This window comes from Methylobacterium sp. OAE515 (genome assembly GCF_041806315.1).
Classification (GTDB): Bacteria; Pseudomonadota; Alphaproteobacteria; order Rhizobiales; family Beijerinckiaceae; genus Methylobacterium; species Methylobacterium tardum.
Window position 1 is genome coordinate 4,376,673 of the sequence record NZ_JBGMUV010000001.1, and the last position, 18,946, is coordinate 4,395,618.

The 18,946-nt window shown below is 68.0% G+C and carries 14 protein-coding genes and 1 pseudogene; 8 read left to right on the forward strand and 7 right to left on the reverse strand.

Features of this window, described 5'->3' with window-relative positions:
• From rplM to ABIE45_RS21295, 3 genes are all read right to left on the reverse strand, one after another.
• Nucleotides 1–462 (reverse strand): 50S ribosomal protein L13, encoded by a 462-nt coding sequence (gene rplM / locus ABIE45_RS21285; RefSeq protein ID WP_160534646.1) that lies wholly within the window; start codon nt 460–462, stop codon nt 1–3.
• Between the two features lie 237 nt (nt 463–699).
• On the reverse strand, nt 700–1,290 hold the full coding sequence (locus tag ABIE45_RS21290) for a CoA-binding protein (protein WP_192708447.1): 591 nt from the start codon (nt 1,288–1,290) through the stop codon (nt 700–702).
• A gap of 26 nt (nt 1,291–1,316) precedes the next feature.
• The gene (locus ABIE45_RS21295) at nt 1,317–2,603 is read right to left on the reverse strand and encodes a nucleotide sugar dehydrogenase (RefSeq protein WP_192708446.1); all 1,287 of its coding nucleotides are present in this window, start codon (nt 2,601–2,603) and stop codon (nt 1,317–1,319) included.
• 141 nt (nt 2,604–2,744) lie between these two features.
• Here ABIE45_RS21295 and ABIE45_RS21300 point away from each other — a divergent pair, with 141 nt between their 5' ends.
• Complete coding sequence (locus ABIE45_RS21300; RefSeq protein WP_192708445.1) at nt 2,745–3,008, forward strand: hypothetical protein; 264 nt, start codon at nt 2,745–2,747, stop codon at nt 3,006–3,008.
• 31 nt (nt 3,009–3,039) lie between these two features.
• Here the strand turns inward: ABIE45_RS21300 and ABIE45_RS21305 are convergent, their stop codons facing one another.
• Nucleotides 3,040–3,225, reverse strand: coding sequence for a hypothetical protein (locus ABIE45_RS21305; protein ID WP_192708444.1), 186 nt, complete (start codon nt 3,223–3,225; stop codon nt 3,040–3,042).
• Between the two features lie 761 nt (nt 3,226–3,986).
• Nucleotides 3,987–4,973, reverse strand: a complete 987-nt coding sequence (locus tag ABIE45_RS21310; RefSeq protein ID WP_192708443.1) for a hypothetical protein — start codon at nt 4,971–4,973, stop codon at nt 3,987–3,989.
• Between the two features lie 1,306 nt (nt 4,974–6,279).
• Between ABIE45_RS21310 and ABIE45_RS21315 the strand changes: the two genes are divergently transcribed.
• On the forward strand, nt 6,280–8,451 hold the full coding sequence (locus ABIE45_RS21315; RefSeq protein WP_192708442.1) for a PAS domain-containing protein: 2,172 nt from the start codon (nt 6,280–6,282) through the stop codon (nt 8,449–8,451).
• A 40-nt stretch (nt 8,452–8,491) separates the two neighbouring features.
• Here the strand turns inward: ABIE45_RS21315 and ABIE45_RS21320 are convergent, their stop codons facing one another.
• Entirely contained in the window at nt 8,492–8,938 is a 447-nt protein-coding gene (locus tag ABIE45_RS21320; protein WP_373622519.1) for a response regulator, read from the reverse strand.
• Nucleotides 8,939–9,187: 249 nt separating this feature from the next.
• On the opposite strand from ABIE45_RS21320, the gene ABIE45_RS21325 reads away from it, so the two are divergent.
• The 3 genes from ABIE45_RS21325 (at nt 9,188) to ABIE45_RS21335 (ending at nt 14,315) form a co-directional block, all read left to right on the forward strand.
• Nucleotides 9,188–12,424 (forward strand): PAS domain-containing protein, encoded by a 3,237-nt coding sequence (locus ABIE45_RS21325; RefSeq protein WP_373622520.1) that lies wholly within the window; start codon nt 9,188–9,190, stop codon nt 12,422–12,424.
• Between the two features lie 245 nt (nt 12,425–12,669).
• Complete coding sequence (locus tag ABIE45_RS21330; protein WP_192708441.1) at nt 12,670–13,434, forward strand: histidine phosphatase family protein; 765 nt, start codon at nt 12,670–12,672, stop codon at nt 13,432–13,434.
• Nucleotides 13,431–14,315 (forward strand): NAD(P)H-hydrate dehydratase, encoded by an 885-nt coding sequence (locus ABIE45_RS21335; protein WP_192708440.1) that lies wholly within the window; start codon nt 13,431–13,433, stop codon nt 14,313–14,315. The genes ABIE45_RS21330 and ABIE45_RS21335 overlap by 4 nt, the downstream gene beginning before the upstream one ends.
• A gap of 283 nt (nt 14,316–14,598) precedes the next feature.
• Here ABIE45_RS21335 and ABIE45_RS21340 read toward each other — a convergent pair whose 3' ends face one another.
• Complete coding sequence (locus ABIE45_RS21340) at nt 14,599–15,099, reverse strand: inorganic diphosphatase (protein WP_373622521.1); 501 nt, start codon at nt 15,097–15,099, stop codon at nt 14,599–14,601.
• 224 nt (nt 15,100–15,323) lie between these two features.
• On the opposite strand from ABIE45_RS21340, the gene ABIE45_RS21345 reads away from it, so the two are divergent.
• From ABIE45_RS21345 to ABIE45_RS21355, 3 genes and pseudogenes are all read left to right on the forward strand, one after another.
• Nucleotides 15,324–15,512, forward strand: a complete 189-nt coding sequence (locus tag ABIE45_RS21345; protein WP_192708438.1) for a type II toxin-antitoxin system ParD family antitoxin — start codon at nt 15,324–15,326, stop codon at nt 15,510–15,512.
• A gap of 4 nt (nt 15,513–15,516) precedes the next feature.
• Nucleotides 15,517–18,669 carry a PAS domain S-box protein gene (locus ABIE45_RS21350; RefSeq protein ID WP_192708437.1) on the forward strand — a complete coding sequence of 1,051 codons (3,153 nt, stop codon included), beginning with the start codon at nt 15,517–15,519 and terminating at the stop codon, nt 18,667–18,669.
• Between the two features lie 3 nt (nt 18,670–18,672).
• Nucleotides 18,673–18,918: pseudogene (locus tag ABIE45_RS21355) on the forward strand (histidine kinase dimerization/phospho-acceptor domain-containing protein); the annotation flags it as partial.
• Nucleotides 18,919–18,946: the final 28 nt, after the last annotated feature.

An 18,946-nucleotide genomic window follows, 5' to 3' on the forward strand; every position in this document is an offset into this window, starting at 1 on the left:
TCAAGCGCTCACGTTCTTGCGGTTGAGGGCGCCGACGTCGAGCGCCTGCGGCTGCTGGGCCTCGTGCGGGTGCTCGGCGCCCTTGTAGACGCGGAGGTTGCCGAGGATCTGACGGAAGAGCGGGCCGCGGGGCAGCATGCGCTCGACAGCCTTCTCGACCACGCGCTCGGGGAACCGGCCCTCGAGGATGAACTTGGCCGTGCGCTCCTTGATGCCGCCCGGATAGCCCGTGTGGTAGAAGTAGCTCTTCTGATTGTACTTACGCCCGGTGAACTTCACCTTCTCGGCGTTGATGACGATGACGTTGTCGCCGCAATCGACGTGGGGCGTGTAGGCGGCCTTGTGCTTGCCGCGCAGGCGCATCGCCACGATCGAGGCGAGACGGCCGACGACCAGGCCCTCCGCGTCGATCACGATCCACTTCTTGTCGACCTCGGCGGGCTTCAGCGAGGTGGTCTTCATAGCCAAATCCCAGGGGTTCCGACGGGCCGGATCCCGACGCGTCGGGATCCGAAGGCATCGGGGTGCCGAAAAACGAGCCGCCGCGTGGGGGGCACGCGGCGGCGGTGGCGGGTGCATAGCCGGACCCGGCAGCCGGGTCAACAGCAAAATCGACGATCGCGAAAAGGCGAGCAATCAGAGCAGCTTGATCGATGAGGTATCATAGTACCGCGCTACGGGACGCTGTCGGAATCGCGTTCAGTCGCCGCGCCGGCCCCGCTCCGCGATGGTGAGCTTCTGGACCCCCCGGCCCGCGAGGACCGGTTTCCTGGCGCTCAGGATCCGGGAATTCACCCCCGTCCAGCCGATCTCCCCCGAGAGGCGGCCGTACTCGATCTTGGGGCAACGGTTCATGATCACCGTCAGCCCGCGGGCCTCGGCCCGGGCGGCGGCCGCGTCGTCGCGCACGCCGAGCTGCATCCAGATCACCTTCGGCAAGGGATCGAGGGCGAGCGCCTCGTCCACCAGCGGGCCGGCGGCGGCGGCATTGCGGAAGATCTCGACCATGTCGATCGGCTGCCCGCCCAAGCTCCCCTGGACCTCGGCGAGCGAGCCCGCCACCCGGCGCCCGAGCAGGTCCTGGCCGGCGAGGCCGGGATTGACCGGAATCACCGCATAGCCCCGGTCGATCAGGTATTTGAGCACGATCCAGCTCGGGCGCGCCGGGTTCGCCGAGGCACCCACCAGCGCGATCGTGCGCGTGCTGTTCAGGATCGCGCGGATCTGCGCGTCGGGGTAGCGCGCATGCCGGTCCGCAATCGAAGCGGCGTCGTTGCCCGTCTCGTTCATGGCGTGCGCCCTGATGTCCGATTCCGTCACAGCCGCCAGACCTCGTAGCCCAGCCGCTCGAAGGCCGCCCGGTCGTGAAGCGCCTTCACGTCCACGATCAGGCCCCCCGGCTTCGCCAGCGCGGCGATCGCCTCCGGCGCGAGTTCGGCATAGTCCCGGTGCGGCACGGCGATCACGACAGCGTCCGCCGCCGCGGGCAGGTCGGCCCAGTCGAGGAGGTCGAGGCCGTACGCGTCCCGGGCCTCCGCGCGGCCCGCGCGCGGATCGTGGACCGCCACGGCGCAGCCGAACGCCTCCAGCTCCGCGATGAGGTCGGCCACCTTCGAATTGCGCAGATCCGCGCAATTCTCCTTGAAGGTGAGTCCCAGCACGATGACCCGGGCGGGTCCGGCGCTGCCGCCCCGCCGGACGATCCGCTTCACCGTGCTGCGGGCCACGTGGGCCGCCATGCTGTCGTTGATCCGGCGCCCGGCCAGGATCACTTGCGGGTGATAGCCGATCATCGCGGCCTTGTGGGTGAGGTAGTACGGGTCGACCCCGATGCAGTGGCCGCCGACGAGGCCCGGCCGGAACGGCAGGAAGTTCCACTTGGTCCCGGCCGCCCGGAGGACCTCCTGCGTGTCGAGGTCGAGCTTGTCGAAGATCAGCGACAGCTCGTTCATGAGCGCGATGTTGAGGTCGCGCTGGGTGTTCTCGATGACCTTGGCGGCCTCCGCGACGCGGATCGACGAGGTGGCATGGAGGCCCGCCGGGACGATCGTGCCGTAGAGGGCCTTGAGCCGGTCCAGCGTCTCGGGTGTGTCGCCCGAGACGATCTTCACCACCTGGGCGAGGCCGTGCTCCGTGTCGCCGGGATTGATCCGCTCCGGCGAGTAGCCGACGAAGAAATCCGTCTTCCACCGCAGGCCGGAATGCCGCTCCAGGACGGGGATGCAGATCTCCTCGGTGGCGCCGGGATAGACCGTGGATTCGAACACCACGGTCGCCCCGCGCGTCATGTGCTGCCCGACCAGCGCGGCAGCCTTGGTCAGCAGGTCGAAATCCGGGCATTGCGCGGCGTCGACCGGGGTCGGGACCGTGACGATGATCACGTCGGCGGCCGACAGGGCCGTCGGGTCGTCGGTGATCGCGAGATGCGTGGCGGCCAGGAACGCCCCGGCGTCGATTTCGCCCGTCGGATCGGTTCCGGCCCGGTAGGCGGCCACCTTGGCGGCGGATTGCTCGTAGCCGATCGTGGGCCGGACCCGGCCGAAGGCCAGGGCGAGCGGGAGCCCGACATAGCCCAGACCGACGATTGCCACGCTCTCCGCCACGCCGGATCCCCCGTGGGTTCGAAGGCACCGGTCACCGCCGCGCCCGCGATGCGCGTATAGGGGCGGCCCGGTCCCGCGTCGATCGGCATCGGCCGAGTGCTATGACGCGGTCAACCCGAATCGCGCATGTGGGGCGTGAGGATGCCTGATCTCCGCTGGGCTGACGGCCCGGTTCACTGCACCGACCTCGTGGACGGGACCGGCAAGGTGTTCGGCTATGTCGGGTCCGTTGCCGGCGGCATGCGGGGATACGTCGTGCAATCCGGCTCGGAATGGCCGCCGCGACCCCCCGCCTATGCCGATCATCCCTCGACGGATGCGGCGCGCGCCTGGGTCGAGGCCGAGGTCGCTTTGCGCGCCTTCCGGCCCGTGCGCATCATCCGAGAAACCGGCGATCCGCGTTAGCGCGCCTCGCACGCGCGGGATCGGCGCCGTCTCAGGGATCGTCCCACGTGATGCGTCGGGGCCGGACGGAGGGAGCGGTCGCCGCGATGCCGATCCGGATCGCCGTCCCGACGATCGCCACGACGGCGCAGACGAGGAGCAGGGCGTCCAGCATGGCCGCGCGCTCAGAGCAGAGATCGGCCGGCGCGATGGTGCCGGGCGGCGCGCTCGCGGGCACGGGTATTGTGCAGGCGGCGCATCTGCTGCTGACGGAGCTCGTCCTCGTGCGCCGGGTGACGTGCCGTCGCGGGCGGAATCGCTGCTCCTGGGCGGTTTTCCTCGAGGGGATAGACTGGTTTCATGGCCGCCCTCCTCAGTATTCCATGCCGAGGAGCTTAGCTGTTTACGCTCTTATTGCAACCCGGCCATGGCGACCGTCTGGCAGACAGGCTGATCCGTAGACGGAGGTCCTGTCGATCAAGATGGCTGGGCTGCATTGCGATGCCAGCGTCCTTGGGGCTGTCATTCGTGCTGCACTGTGGGCCGGTGGATTGCGGCCTCTCTGAACCCTCGCCCGATGGACGCGACCACCGCACTGATACCCCTCATGGTCACGCGATAGTCCTCACCTCCTCCCGAGAGCGAGAGGCGTGGACAGACCGTCGCCCTGGACACCTCCTGCCTGTCACCGGGACCGATCACCTGTGCGCACCGGATCGCGCTCGCGCCGCTTCTTTTTACGGTCGGCAGAGGTGTCGACCAAGTCGCCGGGAAGATGCGCACCGGCACGAAGGAGGCGAGGTCTCCGCCCACGATCGATATGGCCGCCGCCAAGATCGAGGTGGCACGGACCTACGGGACGGGCGACGTCAGCACCCGCACGGAGCGCCGTATCGACGACAGGGTCGCGTCAGTCCGGGACACGATGAAGCAGACACGCGCCGCGATGCTGAATGCCCTGATGCGGCGGACCGACTGGCCGGCTGCTGTTAACGACCGTCAATGCTTCGGCGCCCCGGCTTCCGCCGGGGCGTCTTTCGTCGTTTCAACCCGCCTGCTCCGCTGGCGCGAGCTTTTTCGTTTCGACCCTGGGCCCGCCGACATCTTGGCGCCGCGGATCGAGATCGACCGGCCCGTGAAGATCACCTCCTTCGTGGCCGACTGGCTCAGAGCGGTCTGCCAATATTCGGGGAAGGAAAGTATGTGGTCATCATGCTTAAATATGGCGTGAGCCAAATCACCATCGCTCATAAATAGAGTCTCGTCTTTATCGTATAATCTGGTCGAAACGGCCTGGAAAAATCCGCCTCTGACGAGCATGGCGACGTGACGAGCCATCCGCACCCTTGGGCGCCAGATATACTCCGCCACTCGAACCGGCTGGTTCAGAGCGGTTTCGACCGAGGCGATACGGTCTGGGCTTGTCGTAAAGAAAAATCCGTAGTCAGGATCATGCATCTCCCATCCGTAGTCACCCTCAAGCTCAAGGAGATGGTGCGTCAGGACGGTTGTCTTGGGAAAGTTGGAGTAGAGGGTGACATAGCGAACCGGGATGCCGACAGCCTCGGCGATCGCGGCGGCAGCCAGCGCTCGATGGCCGCATTCCAGGTACGGGATCTCTCCGCCTGCTGCAGCAGAGACCAGTCGCCGGAGATTTTCGGTGGGATGCGATGACGGGACCGCCTCGCCGGCATCCTCGAGCAAGCGCGTGTGGTCGACCCCTGGCTTCCAGAGAGATCTGGCCAGCTTCCGTCGCCGCCAATCCCTGGCGATGGACCAGTCCCATGAGTAGTGCCAACTGTTGGCGTGCACGAACCGCGCGATGGCTGACGGGGTGGGCAACTCGTCGCGACCAGAAGACAGTAGTTCGGCTGTCGCATGGGCGAGTTTCTCGTCACTGAGAGTGAGATTTTTCCAAAGCGACGGCGAGATCACGTGCCGGCCGGAACTGAACGTCAATCCCGACAATCTCTGCCCCAAGAACACGCATCATCTCCTCGACATTGGTGGTCCCGTCCTCCCGTTGATCTCAGGATTTATGCGGAAGGACGGGCGACTATCGCTGGCCAAATGGTTTTTCACGAGATTCTGGAGGAGGAAGGCTTGCCCCCTTGTCCCCCACAGGTCGACGCTTGCGTTGTTGTTGTTGAAGTAGGTGGTGGAGGCCATAGTAACGTCCAAACGTAAGCGCGGTAAAGTTGGTTGTTCGAAGGCGTCGATGCGGAATACAGCGTGGAAAGTGCCGCAATATGAGGTGCATCTGCTTTGAAAGTAAGACAAAATAGGAAAGAGAATTGAATTCTGAGAACGAAGACCGTAATTAACTAACCGAATAAATCATTTTAAAACTTGTAAATCTTATCAACAACAAACAAGTGGATGCAAAAGCGAATAACGATTATATATAGATCATAATTATCTGCAATACTTATAATTAAACACTTGTGGTCCTTAAACCAGGGTTGTCGACCTCGTTCCGACGCTTGAGGTCCGGAAGCCGCTTGTTGCTGTCGAGGAGGGACATGATCTCCTCAGCGCTTTGAGGAGAGACCTATCGCTTGATCAAGCTGTTGAGCAGGCTGGACATTTCACGGCGCCCCTCTCGGGCCGCCAGACCCCTAGGTTCGAGAAGGGGGGCTGGCCGCGAAGGCCCGCCGCTCGCGTCGAGGTCACGGTTGTATCTGACTTGTCGAATTCGGCTTTCGCCAGCGGCGGTTCAGTCCGCGCTCCAGCCTTCGCCCGGATCCATGCCGCGGCGAGCGCCTGGATTGCCGCGTCCCGGGTCGCCATCACGTCGTTGAGCGTCCCCGCGCTCTCGGCATCGCGCCCGTTCTGGCAGCCGGTGCAACTCCCCGGCCACCGTCTGTCCTGCGGAGCGCCGTCCATGCGCATGATGCGACCATCGTGCCGGGCCGCCTCCTCCGCCACGAACCATGGGGTTGCTGGGGCAGGTGTGCCCAGGTGAAGGTCACCCCGTCGCCGGATACGCCAGCAGGATCGCGGTCCGGATCATGGTGCGTTTCCAGGCCGGTTTGTCGGTCCTCAGCGCCCCTAGCGCTATCTGGCACACCGAGAAGGTGTGAGGCTGTCCTGCCGGCTCAACCGTCAGCGAATCTGGGCGGAGCGGATGCTTCAGCCGATCTGAGTCGATGCGACTTCAGATGAAGGAGCGGCGCACGGATCTTACGCGTGGGAGATGACCTGATCTACATCGGTTTTCGGACGTGATCGCACCTGCGCCTAGGAGTTCATGACATTGACCGGTGTTCTCTGGCCCAGGGGTGATGGCGAGATGGCCGCTCGCATCCGCGACTTCGGCTGGGCTGCGACACCGCTCGGACCGATCGAAGGATGGTCACAGAGCCTGAGCATGGCAGTGAACATGATCCTGGCCATGCCGGGGCCCGCCAACATCCTGTGGGGGCCCGCCCATGTTCAGCTGTACAACGACGCCTACATCGCGATCGCTCGGGACAGGCATCCCGAGTTGCTCGGCCGGCCAGCAGCGGAGGGCTGGCCGGAAATCCATGCCGCGGTGCTTGCCCCCGTGATGGAGGCCGCATTGGCGGGCCGGGCAACCCGGATCGCTGATCTCTGCGTCACGCTGCTCGGTCCGGATAGGCAGCCTGAGGAGCGGGCGTTCGACACCACATGGTCGCCGATCCCCGACGGAGCCGACGGGTTCGGGGGCGCTCTGGAGATCCTGGTGGAGGTCACCGATCGCCGTCGCACGCAGGCAGCACTGCGCGAGAGCGAAGAACTTCGCCGCATCGCGCTTGAGAGCGGCGGGATGGGTGCTTGGCGATGGGACACGCGTAGCGGTCTGGTTCGGGCGGACGACGCCTTCCAAGCCCTATGGGGCGTCTCGTTCTCCGACGCGCTGCACCCGGCCTCGGTGTATGCCGATTTGATGTACCCGGAGGGCGCGGCCTCTCTCGCAGCCGTGACCGCGAAGCTCATCGTCCCTGAACAGGAATTTCAGGATCAGGTGCAGGTGGCGATAGGCCCGAATGCGGGTCGCTGGATCCAGTGGCGCGGGCGCGCCGAGCGCGACAGGCCCTGGATCATCAACGGCGTCAGCTTCGACATCACCGCGCAACATCTGGTGCAACAAAGACTGCGTGAAGGCGAGGCGCGGCTGCACCGCGTGCTCGACGGTATGGGCGAGGGCTTTGGCCTGCTTGCCCCTGACTTCACAATCCTGGAACACAATCATGAGGCGCTGCGCCTGGACGGACGTAGCCGTGACGAGATCGTCGGGCATTCGCCCTGGGAGGCCTACCCTGGCAGCGAACATTCGGAGATCGGCCGCCTGCTGAAACGGGCCATGTCCGAGCGCGAGCCGGCTGCCCTGGAGCACCGCTACATCTGGGCGGATGGCCGAGCGTACTGGCTCGACATGCGAGCGTACCCGACGTCCGACGGGACGCTCGCCGTATTCTGGCGCGACGTGACCGACCGCAAGCACGTCGAAGATGCGCTACGCACGGAGCGCGACCGAAGCGCGAAGATCCTTGAGAGCATCTCGGACGCCTTCTATGCGGTCGATGCTGAGTGGCGGTTCACCTACGTCAACGGTGAAGCCGAAGCGTGGTGGGGACGTGACCGCCAGGATCTGCTCGGCAAAGTATTCTGGGAAGAGTTCCCGCAGGCGATCGGGTCCTCATCTCACAAGGCGCACCTCCGGGCGGCAGAGACACGGGAGGTGGTCAGGCTTGAGGCCATGTCGCCCATCCTCAATCACTGGGTCGATATCAGCATCTACCCGACCGCCGATGGTGGCCTGTCTGTCTATTTCCGCGATATGACGCGGAAGAAGCAGGTAGAGGACACGCAAGCGATCCTCGTCGCGGAGCTGCAGCATCGCACGCGCAACCTCCTCGGTGTGGTGCGGTCCGTGGCGCAACAGACACTGCGCACAAGCGCGTCGTTGGACGAGTTCAGGACGGCCTTCAACGAACGTCTCGGCGCTCTCTCGCGCGTGCAGGGGCTGCTGTCCCGAGCAGGGGATGAACCGATCACGATGGACAGGCTTATCCGCTCGGAGCTGGATGCGCTCGGTGCGGCTGACATCCCGGAGCGCGTGACGGTGCAGGGACCGAAGGTGCGCCTGCGCAAGGGCACAGTGCAGACCTTGGCGCTGGCCCTGCACGAGTTGGCCACCAACGCGCGGAAGTACGGTGCTCTCACGACTGACAGCGGTCAGCTGCGGGTGGCATGGCGGACGTATACGGACGAGACTGGTCGACGGCTGGTGATGGACTGGCGGGAGATCGGGCTTGTGCGTCAGCGCGAGGAGCAGAGCCCGACGAAGCGAGGTGGCTACGGGCGCGAGTTGATCGAGCGGGCACTACCCTACGCGCTTCAGGCTCGCACGAGCTACAATCTCGGCGAGACCGAGTTGATTTGCACCGTCGATCTACCGCTCACCGAGGGCGCAGCTCCGAAGACTTCAGCGCAATAGCTGGATCTCGGTCTGGGAGATGTGCCGTGGCGTCCTCCGCTCACACGGTTAGATGAACATCTTGGTAAGAACGAGCAGCAATGCCCGCAACACGGGCTGAGGATAAGGCGTGATCCAACCGGGCGAGGCTCGGCGCGAGCTCATCCTTGCGGAAGGGTTTGGTGAGCTGCGGCAGGACGGCCGCGACGCCGTCGTTCTCCGCGTAGCCGGAAACCAAGAGCACGGGCCCATCAGGCTGCAGGCCCCGGACGGGGCGTGCCAAATCGGTGCCGGTGATGCCGGTCATGAAGTGGTCGGTCACGAGCAGGTCGAAGCGCTCGCCGCGGTCGACCATGCCCAACGCCGCCTCGCCCGAGATTGCCTTGACCACGGAAGATCCGAGCTCGCCCAGCAAGTCGGCCGTGCCCGGGCGCACGCGTTCCCCGTCGTCGACCAGCAGCGCGGTGCCGCGCTTCCGCAGAGCCGCATCTGCGAGCCTCTCGGTCACGTGCGAGGCCTCTGGCGCCACCCTGGCCTGCGTGGTTCCGCGCGTGCCTATCGCGGCTCGGATTGGGTATGCTCGGGCAAGGTCGCCGTCGGTGGCAGGCCGAAGGCGGCGCTGCTCCCAGGCAACGTCGCCAGCTTGCCACCGCCCGGGATCTACCCTCAGGTCTCCGCTAAACAATCGCTTCTCGCCGGAAACCGGGTGCTGCGTCTGCGCGGGTCCTGCTAACCGGCTAAAACCGACCGACGCCGCATGCCAGTAAGCGCCACCTCCGAGTTCCCGCTCTTCCTCGCAGGGGGCGGTCAGATGGGCGCGATGATGCGCTGCCACGATTGGTCCGGCTCAACGCTGGGACCGCCCGCGACCTGGCCGCCATGCCTCCGCTCAACCGTGAGCCTGCTGCTCGGTTCGCGCTTCCCGATGTTCGTGGCCTTCGGGTCTGAACTCGGCTTCCTCTACAACGACGCCTATGCGGAGATTCTCGGCGGCAAGCATCCCGCTGCGCTCGGTGCTCGCTTCCAAGACATCTGGTCGGAGATCTGGCCCGACATCGCGCCGCTCGTGGAGACGGCGCTCGCGGGCGAGCCGACCTGGTCCGACGACATGCCGCTGACCATGAACCGGCGCGGCTTCGACGAGCAGACTTGGTTCACCTTCTCCTACTCGCCGGTGCGCGACGAGAGCGGGCGCGTTGCCGGCATGTTCTGCGCCTGCACCGAGACCACAGGGCGCGTTCTGGCCGAGACCGGGCTGCGGGAGGCGGAGGCACGCCTCAGGGCCGTGACCGACCACCTGCCGGGCGGCTACGTCTACCAGATCGCCACGCCTCGCGACGGTTCGAGCCGGCGCTTTCTGTACGTCTCGCAGGGCTTCGAGCGCATGACCGGCGTCCCGGCCGAGGCCGTGCTGACCGATCCGGCCGCGGCCTACGACCTGATCCTGCCCGAGCACCGCCCCCGCATCGCCGAGGCCGAGGCAGCCGCCGTGCGGGACCTTGCGCATTTCGACGTCGAGGCGCCCATGCGCCGTCCCGACGGCAGCCTCGTCTGGACCCGCATCATCTCCGCGCCGCGCGTGGTCGACAACCAAGTCATATGGGACGGCCTGCACCTCGACGACACCGCCCGCAGGAACACCGAGGAGCAGTTGCGCGAGAGCGAGGCGCGCCTGCGACTGGCTACCGATGCCGCCGAGGTCGGCTTATGGGACGTGGACGAGGTCAACGGTACGATGTTCTGGCCGGCTCGCGTGAAGGCGATGTTCGGGATCTCGCCGGATGTGCCGGTCTCCATGGCCGATTACTATGCGGGGCTGCACCCGGAGGACCGGGAGGTCACCGGTGCGGCCTATGCCGCCGCCGCGGACCCGGACCGGCGCGCCGTCTACGACGTCGAGTATCGCACGGTGGGCAAGGAGGACGGCGTCGTGCGCTGGGTGGCCGCCAAGGGCCGCGGCGTCTTCGAGGGCGGGCGCTGCATCCGGGTGATCGGCACGGCCATCGACATCACCGCCCGCAAGCAGGCCGAGGCGGCACTGCGCGACAGCGAGGAGCAGTTCCGCGTTCTCTCCCAGGTCTTGCCGAATTTCGTCTGGGTCACCGACCCGGATGGCCGCGCTTACTGGTTCAACGAGCGTGTCTACGCCTATGCGGGTGTCGAGCCGGGCGAGCTCGACGCGAACGGTTGGCGGGCCATCATCCACCCTGACGATGGAGAGCGCGTGGCCAGGGAGTGGCTGGCGGCGGTCGGGAGCCTCACCAACTACGAGTGCGAGTATCGCCTGCGGCGCGCCGATGGGACCTACCGCTGGTTCCTGGCCCGGGCGCAGCCGGTGCTGGCGGGCGACAACGCGGTCGTGCGCTGGGTCGGCACCAGCACCGACATCGACGACCAGAAGCGCGTGATGGCCGAGCTCGTGCGCTTCAACGAGGCCTTGGAGCAGCGGGTCGCCGAGCGCACCGCCGAGCACGACCGGGTCTGGCGCAACTCGCGCGACCTGCTGGTCGTGGTGGGCGCCGACGGCGTGTTCAAGGCGGTGAACCCGGCCTGGGAGGCCATTCTGGGCTACGGCCCCGCGGAGGTCACGGGCCGGCACTTCGGCGAATTCATCTGGCCTGACGATGCCGAGTCGACCCAGTCGGCCCTGGAACGGGCCGTGACGTCGGGGCCGCTCACCGACTTCGAGAACCGCTACCGGCACAAGGATGGCACCCCGCGCTGGATCTCATGGCGCACCGCCATCGAGGGCGATCTCGTCTACGCCTATGGGCGCGACGTCACCGCCGAGAAGGTGCAGGCGGAGGCGCTCCGGGACGCCGAGGAGGCGCTCCGGCAATCGCAGAAGCTGGAGGCGGTTGGGCAACTGACCGGGGGCGTGGCCCACGACTTCAACAACCTGCTGACCATCATCCGCTCGTCGGTGGACTTCCTGCGACGGCCGGACCTCGCCGAGGAGCGCAGGGGCCGGTACCTCAACGCCGTCTCGGAGACGGTGGATCGCGCGGCCAAACTGACCGGCCAGCTCCTCGCCTTCGCCCGGCGGCAGACCCTGAAGCCCGAGACGCTCGACGTCGGCGCACGCCTGGCCGTCGTCGGAGACCTGCTCGACACAGTCACGGGCGCTCGCATCCGAGTGGTGACCGAGCTACCGGATCACCCGTGCTTCGTCCGTGTGGACGCCAGCCAGTTCGAGACGGCGCTGGTGAACATGGCGGTGAATGCACGCGACGCCATGGACGGCTCGGGATCGCTGACGCTGCGCCTTCGATGCGGCGCACCGCTGCCACCGATCCGCGGCCATGCCGGCGCGGAAGGCCCCTTCGCGGCTGTCTCTCTCAGCGACACCGGCTCGGGAATACCAGCGGACCTGTTGTCCCGCGTCTTCGAGCCGTTCTTCACCACGAAGGAGGTCGGCAAGGGCACCGGCCTCGGCCTCAGCCAGGTCTTCGGCTTCGCCAAGCAGTCGGGCGGCGATGTCGTCGTGCACAGCACACCGGACCAGGGCACCACCTTCACGCTCTACCTGCCCGAGGTCGAGGCGGAGTTCGCCGTTCGCGGGGATGCCGGGGAGGCGGCATACGTGGATCCGGGCGGGGCAGGCCAACGGGTGCTGGTGGTCGAGGACAACGTCGAGGTCGGACGCTTCGCCACCCAGATCCTGGAGGACCTGGGCTACATCACCACATGGGCGACCAACGCCGAAGAGGCGCTCGACAAGCTCGGCTCCGACGGCGCCGGCTTCGACGTCGTGTTCTCGGACGTCGTCATGCCGGGTATGGGTGGGATCGAGTTCGCCCGCATCCTGCAGCGGCGGCTGCCGCACCTGCCGGTGGTCCTGGCCTCCGGTTACAGCCACGTCCTGGCACAGGAGAGCTCGAACGACTTCGAACTCTTGCAGAAGCCGTACTCGGCCGACCAGGTCTCGCGCATGCTTCGCAAGGTGGCCGGTGGCAGGCGCCGGCGGGACGCTGCCCGCGTGACGGAAAACTGAACCCCGAGGGGGATCGGAGGCCGCATGACCGACAATGCGGATGCGGGGGTGGGACCTCCGGGCGGCGAGTGGCGGATGAGCGGGCCAGGGGTTCTCGGCCCCTCGTCCCGGTCGGGTGGGATCGCGGGACCCCGCACCGGGGCCGCTCCAGCAAGTGGCGGTCGCGAGGCGGTGAGGCCGCGGGCGTCGTGCGAACCGTCTGGCGCGACGGACGTTGCCGAACACCGAGAGAGGACGGCCGACACATGCAGCAGCGATGGCCGAGCCGATTGTGGATCGTGCGGCACGGCGAGAGCGCCGGCAACGTCGCCGCCGAGGCGGCGAACGGCGCGAGCCTGGCGCGGATCGACATAGCCGAGCGGGACGTCGACGTGCCACTCAGCCCGCGCGGCGAACGGCAGGCCGACGCCGTTGGGAGTTGGTTCGCAGACCTCCCGGCGGGCGAGCGCCCTGAAACCATTCTGACCTCGCCGTATCTGCGGGCCAGGCAGACCTCCGACCGCATCCGCGCCGCAGGCGGCTTGACGGAGGACGCGCCGGCACACGTGGTCGACGAGCGATTGCGCGAGAAGGAACTCGGCATCCTCGACCGGCTGACGTGGACTGGCGTCGAGCAACTGCATCCCGAGCAGGCCGAGATGCGCCGGCGCCTCGGCAAGTTCTACCACCGCCCGCCATCCGGCGAGAGTTGGTGCGACGTGATCCTGCGCCTGAGGAGCGCGCTGGACACGGTCTCGCTGCACCATGGCGGCAAGCGGGTTCTCATCGTCGCGCATCAGGTCGTCGTGCTGTGCCTGCGCTACTTGATCGAGGAGATGACCGAGTCAGAGATCCTGGCCGTCGACGCCGCGGGTGACGTCGTGAACTGTTCGGTGACGGAGTACGCGTTCCGGCCAAGCGTCGGCACCACCGGCAGGTTGGCGCTGGTGCGCTACAACTTCGTCGCGCCCGTCGCCGAGGCCGGGGCGCCGATCACCTCCGAGCCCGACGCGAACGTGGCCGCCCGATGACGCACGAGATCCTCACCGCGGACAGCCTCAAGGCGTTCCCCCTCCCCATGCCGCACGAGGGCAGCAAGGACGAGCGCGGTAGCGCGCTGGTGCTCGGGGGCTCTCGTTCGGTTCCTGGCGCTGCCCTGCTGGCCGGAATCGCCGCCCTGCGCGCGGGCGCGGGCAAGCTGAAGATCGCGACCGTCGAGAGCGGGGCCGCCGGCATGGGGCTCGCGGTGCCCGAGGCCATGGTCGTCGGCCTTCCCGAGACACCGGAGGGCGGCGTCGACGGCGCGCGCGCCAAGGATTGCCTGCTCAAGGTGACGAAGGGCTGCGACGGCCTTCTGATCGGTCCCGGCCTGGTCGAGGACGGTCCGACCACGAAGCTGGCCGTAGAACTGCTGGAGGCGCTGCCTGACGCATCCTTCATCCTCGACGCGGCAGCGATCTGCGGGCTCGCCCCGCATGCCGGCGACGTCTGCCGGCACGGGGAACGGGTGGTGATCACGCCGCATGCTGGCGAGATGGCGCAGTTGCTGGACCGGAGCCGTGAGGCGGTGGAGGCGGACCCGCTCGACGCGGCGCTCGCGGCGGCCAACCTGCTGCACGCGGTCGTGGTGATGAAGGGGGCGGAGACCTGGATCGTGGACCCGCAGGGCGCGCGCTGGCTCTACGAGGGCGGTGGCGTCGGCCTGGCGACCTCCGGTTCGGGGGACGCCTTGGCCGGCATCGTCGTCGGGCTGCTCGCGCGCGGTCTGGCGCCGTTGGCCGCGGCGCTATGGGGCGTGTTCCTGCACGGGGAGGCCGGAAAGCGCCTGGCAGCCTCGATCGGGCCAGTCGGGTTTCTCGCCCGCGAGATCGCCGGCGAGGTGCCGCGCCTGCTGCGCGAGACGGGCTCCTAGGGCCGTTCCGCCGCCATGGACGGCGCCATGGACGCCACCTCGGCGGCTCCCTGGACCGGGCCAGAGACACGGGACGCCGGGACTAGGCCCCGCCCGATGCCTTGTTCCCGTGCCGGACGAATGCGCGTGCGGTCTGCGTCGCCGCTCCGGAGCAGCCTGAAGTCCTTGTCGGCGCGCTGGTTGTCGTGGCCGAAGAACGCCGCGACCTCGTCCAGCATGCCTGGTTGCAGGTCGGGGAGCGCGTCAACGTGCATGCGCGCGCGTGCCTTCACGGTCGCGCCGATCAGCCGGTCGTTATGCTCCCAGGTGCCGTCGCGCTCGCGCTGCTCGGCCTCGACAAGACGCGCCTCCGATACGCAACCGGAAAGGCAGGCGCATCCAGGAGGAGGTCGAGCGGGTCGGCGTCGGCGCCCCTGGTCGAGGAAATCATGCCGAAGTCGTACGGGAAGCTGGTGCCCTCCGGCAGGATCATCTTGAACGGGAATGCCCCGAACGACCCCGAGAACGCGTACGTGTTCGGGCTGCCCTTTGGCGTCTCGACGACGTGGACATGGTCGTCCTCGCCGAAGGTGGGAAGGCGGTTGAGGGAGTGCCTGGACAAGGGCGGGCTCAGGCGCGGCGTCCCGGTGGAGCCGTGGATTGGGTGAGGCTGCGAGGTGCTTCGTGGGGTCCGAGACGGGCTTGGGCAGACGCCGCCACCTGGGCGAGGTATCCGGCTCCAAAGCCCTGCGCGACGAGTTCGCGAACAAGCTACGGGTCGTCCCGGGCTGAGAACGGTCCGCATGCCGGATGCGGCCGGCGGCGTTGGCCGGCATCCGCGCCGACGCCGCTCCGCTGGCTGTCCGGAAGAGCCGGCCCCTCGGCCTGCGTCGGCGCCCCGTAGGCGGCCATGGAGACGCACGCGGCCACGATCGTACCGGTTCTGGGGGCGGTGCGGGCATCGTGCGGCGGCATCTTTGCGGCGCGCCGCCGCGTTGTACGACCTGATCCCATAGGCCACAGGCCCTCATGCCCGTCCGAAGGTCCGTCACGATCTCGCTCAGCCCCGAGCTCCTGGCCGTCGCCGAGCGGCTGCTCGCCTCGGGCCGCTCCGGCAACATGAGCGAGGTCATGCGCACGGCGTTGCGCCTTCTCGAAGAGCGCGAGGTCGCCTTCCAGGCCTATCGCGAAGGGGCGCTGACGCCCGGCGAGGCCTGATCCAGTGAGCGACAAACTGGCTTTCCTCGCCGGCGGCGGCGAGGCCGCCCGCCAGATTCGCGCGCGCAACTGGTCGGACCATCCCCTCGGTCGGCCCGAGACTTGGCCGGTGGAGCTCCGCACCGCGCTCAGCCTGGTGCTGAACTCGCCGGAATCGATGATCCTCGCCTGGGGCCCCGAGCTCCACTTCTTCTTCAACGACGCCTACGCGCCCCTGCTCGGGCCACGGCTCGCCTGGGCCATGGGCGAGCGCTTCGACGTGGTCTGGGCCGACGCCTGGGACCAGGCCAAGCCCATTATCGACGACGCCTTCGCGGGGCGCAGCCGACGCTTCGATAACCTGCCCTGGAAGCTCGGCACCGACCGCGGCCCAGCCGAGACTTGGTTCTCGTTCTCCTACTCGCGCGTGCTCGACGGCGAGGGCCGCGTCACCGGTCTCTTCGTCCTCACCAACGAGACCACCGCGCGCGTGCTGGCGGACCGCGCGCTGCGCGAGAGCGAGGACCACCTTCGACACACAGTCGAGCTCAACCCGCAGGTGCCCTGGACCTGCGACCCGCAAGGCAACATCACCTCCTACTCGCACCGTTGGCTCGAACTCACGGGCCAGGCACCCGGCGAGCCGGACGGCACGGGCTGGACCAAGGCGCTGCACCCGGACGACCTGGAGCCGACGGCGGCGGTGTTCGCGGCCCGCCTGGGGTCGGGCGAGCCCGTGGACGTCGACTACCGCATCCGCATCGCCGCCACCGGCGAGTACCGCTGGCAGCGGGCCCGCGCCTATCCGCGCCGGGATGCGGCCGGCACGGTCATCCGCTGGTACGGCGTCGTCGAGGATGTGCACGACCGCAGGCTCGCCGAGGCGGCCCTGCGCGAGAGCGAGGAGGAGTTGCGCCTCGTCGTCGAGAGCGCCCGGGACCACGTCATCCTCACCACCGACACGGACGGCGTCATCACGCGCTGGTCGGCCGGCGCGCAGGCGGTGCTGGGCTGGTCGCCCGGGGAGGCGGTCGGGCAGCCAGCCGCCATCACGTTCACCCCCGAGGACCGCGAGCGGGGTGCCGACCTCCGGGAGATAGCCACGGCGGCCCGAGAGGGCTGCGCCGCCGACGAGCGCTGGCACGTCACCAAAGATGGCCGGCGCGTCTTCCTGAACGGCTCGGTTCACCCGCTGCCGCATGACGCCCAGAACCGGCCGCGCGGCTTCCTGAAGGTCGCCCGCGACGAGACCGGCCGCATCACGGCCGAGGAGGCACGGCGCGCGAGCGAGGCCCAACTGCGGCTCGTCGCCGACGCGCTGCCCCTGCTGGTGTCCTTCGTCGACCGCAGCCTGACTTACCGGTTCGCGAACGCCGCCTACCGCGACTGGTTCGACCGCACGCCGGAGGAGGTGGTCGGTCGAAAGGTCCCCGACCTTGTCGACGAGGCCGGCTTCCAGGCGCGCCTGCCGTACATGGAGCGGGCGCTCGCCGGCACGCCGGTCCGCCTCGACCTGCCCTGGCCTTGGCCGGACGGAAGGCGCCGCATCGCCGATATCCGCTACGAGCCGCGGCAGGATGCCCGGGGCGAGGTCGACGGCTTCTACGTGTTCGTGCAGGACGTCACCGCCCAGCGTGACGCAGAGGCCGGGCTCGCCGCCGAGCGCGACCGGCTGTGGGACCTCAGCGAGGACCTGCTCGTCAACGCCGACTACGAGGGCCGTCTCCTGCGGGTGAGCCCATCCTGGACGGCCCTGCTCGGCCATGACGAGGAAACCCTGCTGACGCGGCCCTACGCCGAGATCGTCCACCCCGACGACTTCCCGGTCGTGATGGAGGCGCTGCTCGATATGCGGGCCACGGGCAAGCCGGTTCGGTTCGAGGACCGGGTCAAGGCGGCCGACGGGACTTGGCGCTGGATCGCGTGGAAGCTCGCGCCCGAGCCCGGCGGCGAGCGGCTGGCGGGCATTGGGCGCGATGTCACCGCCGAGAGGGCGGCAGCCGAGGAGAAGGCGCGGCTCGAAGAGCAACTGCGGCAGGCGCAGAAGATGGAGGCGGTCGGCCAGCTCACCGGCGGCCTCGCGCACGACTTCAACAACCTGCTTGCCGGCATCTCGGGCTCGCTGGAGCTGATGCAGACCCGGATGGCCCAGGGTCGGCTGACCGATCTCGACCGCTACATGACCGCGGCCCAGGGCGCCTCGAAGCGGGCCGCCGCGCTAACGCACCGTCTGCTCGCCTTCTCCCGCCGTCAGACCCTCGATCCCAAGCCCACCAACGTGAACGCCCTCGTCCACGGCATGGAAGAGCTCATCCGGCGGACGGTCGGCCCCGAGATCGAAGTCGAGGTGGTCGGCGCCTCCGGGCTGTGGCCGGCCCTGGTCGATCCGCACCAGCTTGAGAACGCGCTCCTCAACCTGTGCATCAACGCCCGCGACGCCATGCCGAGGGGCGGTCGCATCACGGTCGAGACCGCCAACAAGTGGCTCGACGCGTACGCGGCCCGGAAGCACGACATCCCGCCGGGGCAGTACCTGTCGCTCTGCGTGACCGACACCGGCACGGGGATGAGCGGCGACGTCATCGCCAAGGCGTTCGATCCGTTCTTTACGACCAAGCCCATCGGCCAGGGCACGGGGCTCGGGCTGAGCATGATCTACGGCTTCGCCAAGCAGTCGGGCGGGCAGGTGCGGATCTACTCCGAGGTCGGCGAGGGCACGACCGTTTGCATCTACCTGCCCCGCCACCATGGCACGGTCGAGGAGATCGACCCGCTGGCCGCCCTCAGTGAGGTCCAGCGTGCCGAGCAGGGCGAGACGGTGCTGGTGGTCGACGATGAGCCGACCGTGCGCATGCTGGTCACCGAGGTCCTGGAGGAGCTCGGCTACGCCGCCATCGAGGCGGCCGACAGCGCCTCGGGACTGAAGGTTCTGCAATCGGACGTGCGCGTCGACCTGCTGATCACCGACGTGGGGTTGCCCGGCGGCATGAACGGGCGGCAGATGGCCGATGCCGGCCGCGAGCGTCGGCCCGACCTGAAGGTGCTGTTCATCACGGGCTACGCCGAGAATGCGGTCGTGGGCAACGGCCACCTGGAGCCCGGCATGGCGGTGCTGACCAAGCCTTTCGTGGTCGAGACCCTCGGCGTGCGCATTCGCGAGATGATCGCAAATGGCTGATGCCGAACGGCCAGCCTCGCCGAGGCGGCGCCGTCCGCCCAGAAGGTGGAGGCCATCGGCCAGCTCACCGGCGGCGTCGCGCACGACTTCAACAACCTGCTGACCATCATCCGTTCATCCATCGACTTCCTGCGCCACCCGAACCTGCCGGCGGAACGCCGCACCCGCTACATGGACGCAGTGTCCGACCCCGTGGAGCATGCCGCCGAGCTGACGGCGCAACTCCTCGCCTTCGCCCGGCGCGTGGCGGCCAGCAGGTGACATCCTGGAGCACACG

Coding starts and splice junctions, on each gene's coding strand:
- ABIE45_RS21290 (WP_192708447.1), bottom strand. CDS start 1,290: ATGAACGAGACGGGCAACGACGCCGCTTCGATTGCGGACCGGCATGCG.
- ABIE45_RS21300 (WP_192708445.1), top strand. CDS start 2,745: ATGCCTGATCTCCGCTGGGCTGACGGCCCGGTTCACTGCACCGACCTC.
- ABIE45_RS21345 (WP_192708438.1), top strand. CDS start 15,324: ATGCCCGTCCGAAGGTCCGTCACGATCTCGCTCAGCCCCGAGCTCCTG.
- rplM (WP_160534646.1), bottom strand. CDS start 462: ATGAAGACCACCTCGCTGAAGCCCGCCGAGGTCGACAAGAAGTGGATC.
- ABIE45_RS21330 (WP_192708441.1), top strand. CDS start 12,670: ATGCAGCAGCGATGGCCGAGCCGATTGTGGATCGTGCGGCACGGCGAG.
- ABIE45_RS21325 (WP_373622520.1), top strand. CDS start 9,188: ATGCCAGTAAGCGCCACCTCCGAGTTCCCGCTCTTCCTCGCAGGGGGC.
- ABIE45_RS21335 (WP_192708440.1), top strand. CDS start 13,431: ATGACGCACGAGATCCTCACCGCGGACAGCCTCAAGGCGTTCCCCCTC.
- ABIE45_RS21315 (WP_192708442.1), top strand. CDS start 6,280: ATGGCCGCTCGCATCCGCGACTTCGGCTGGGCTGCGACACCGCTCGGA.
- ABIE45_RS21340 (WP_373622521.1), bottom strand. CDS start 15,099: ATGCGGACCGTTCTCAGCCCGGGACGACCCGTAGCTTGTTCGCGAACT.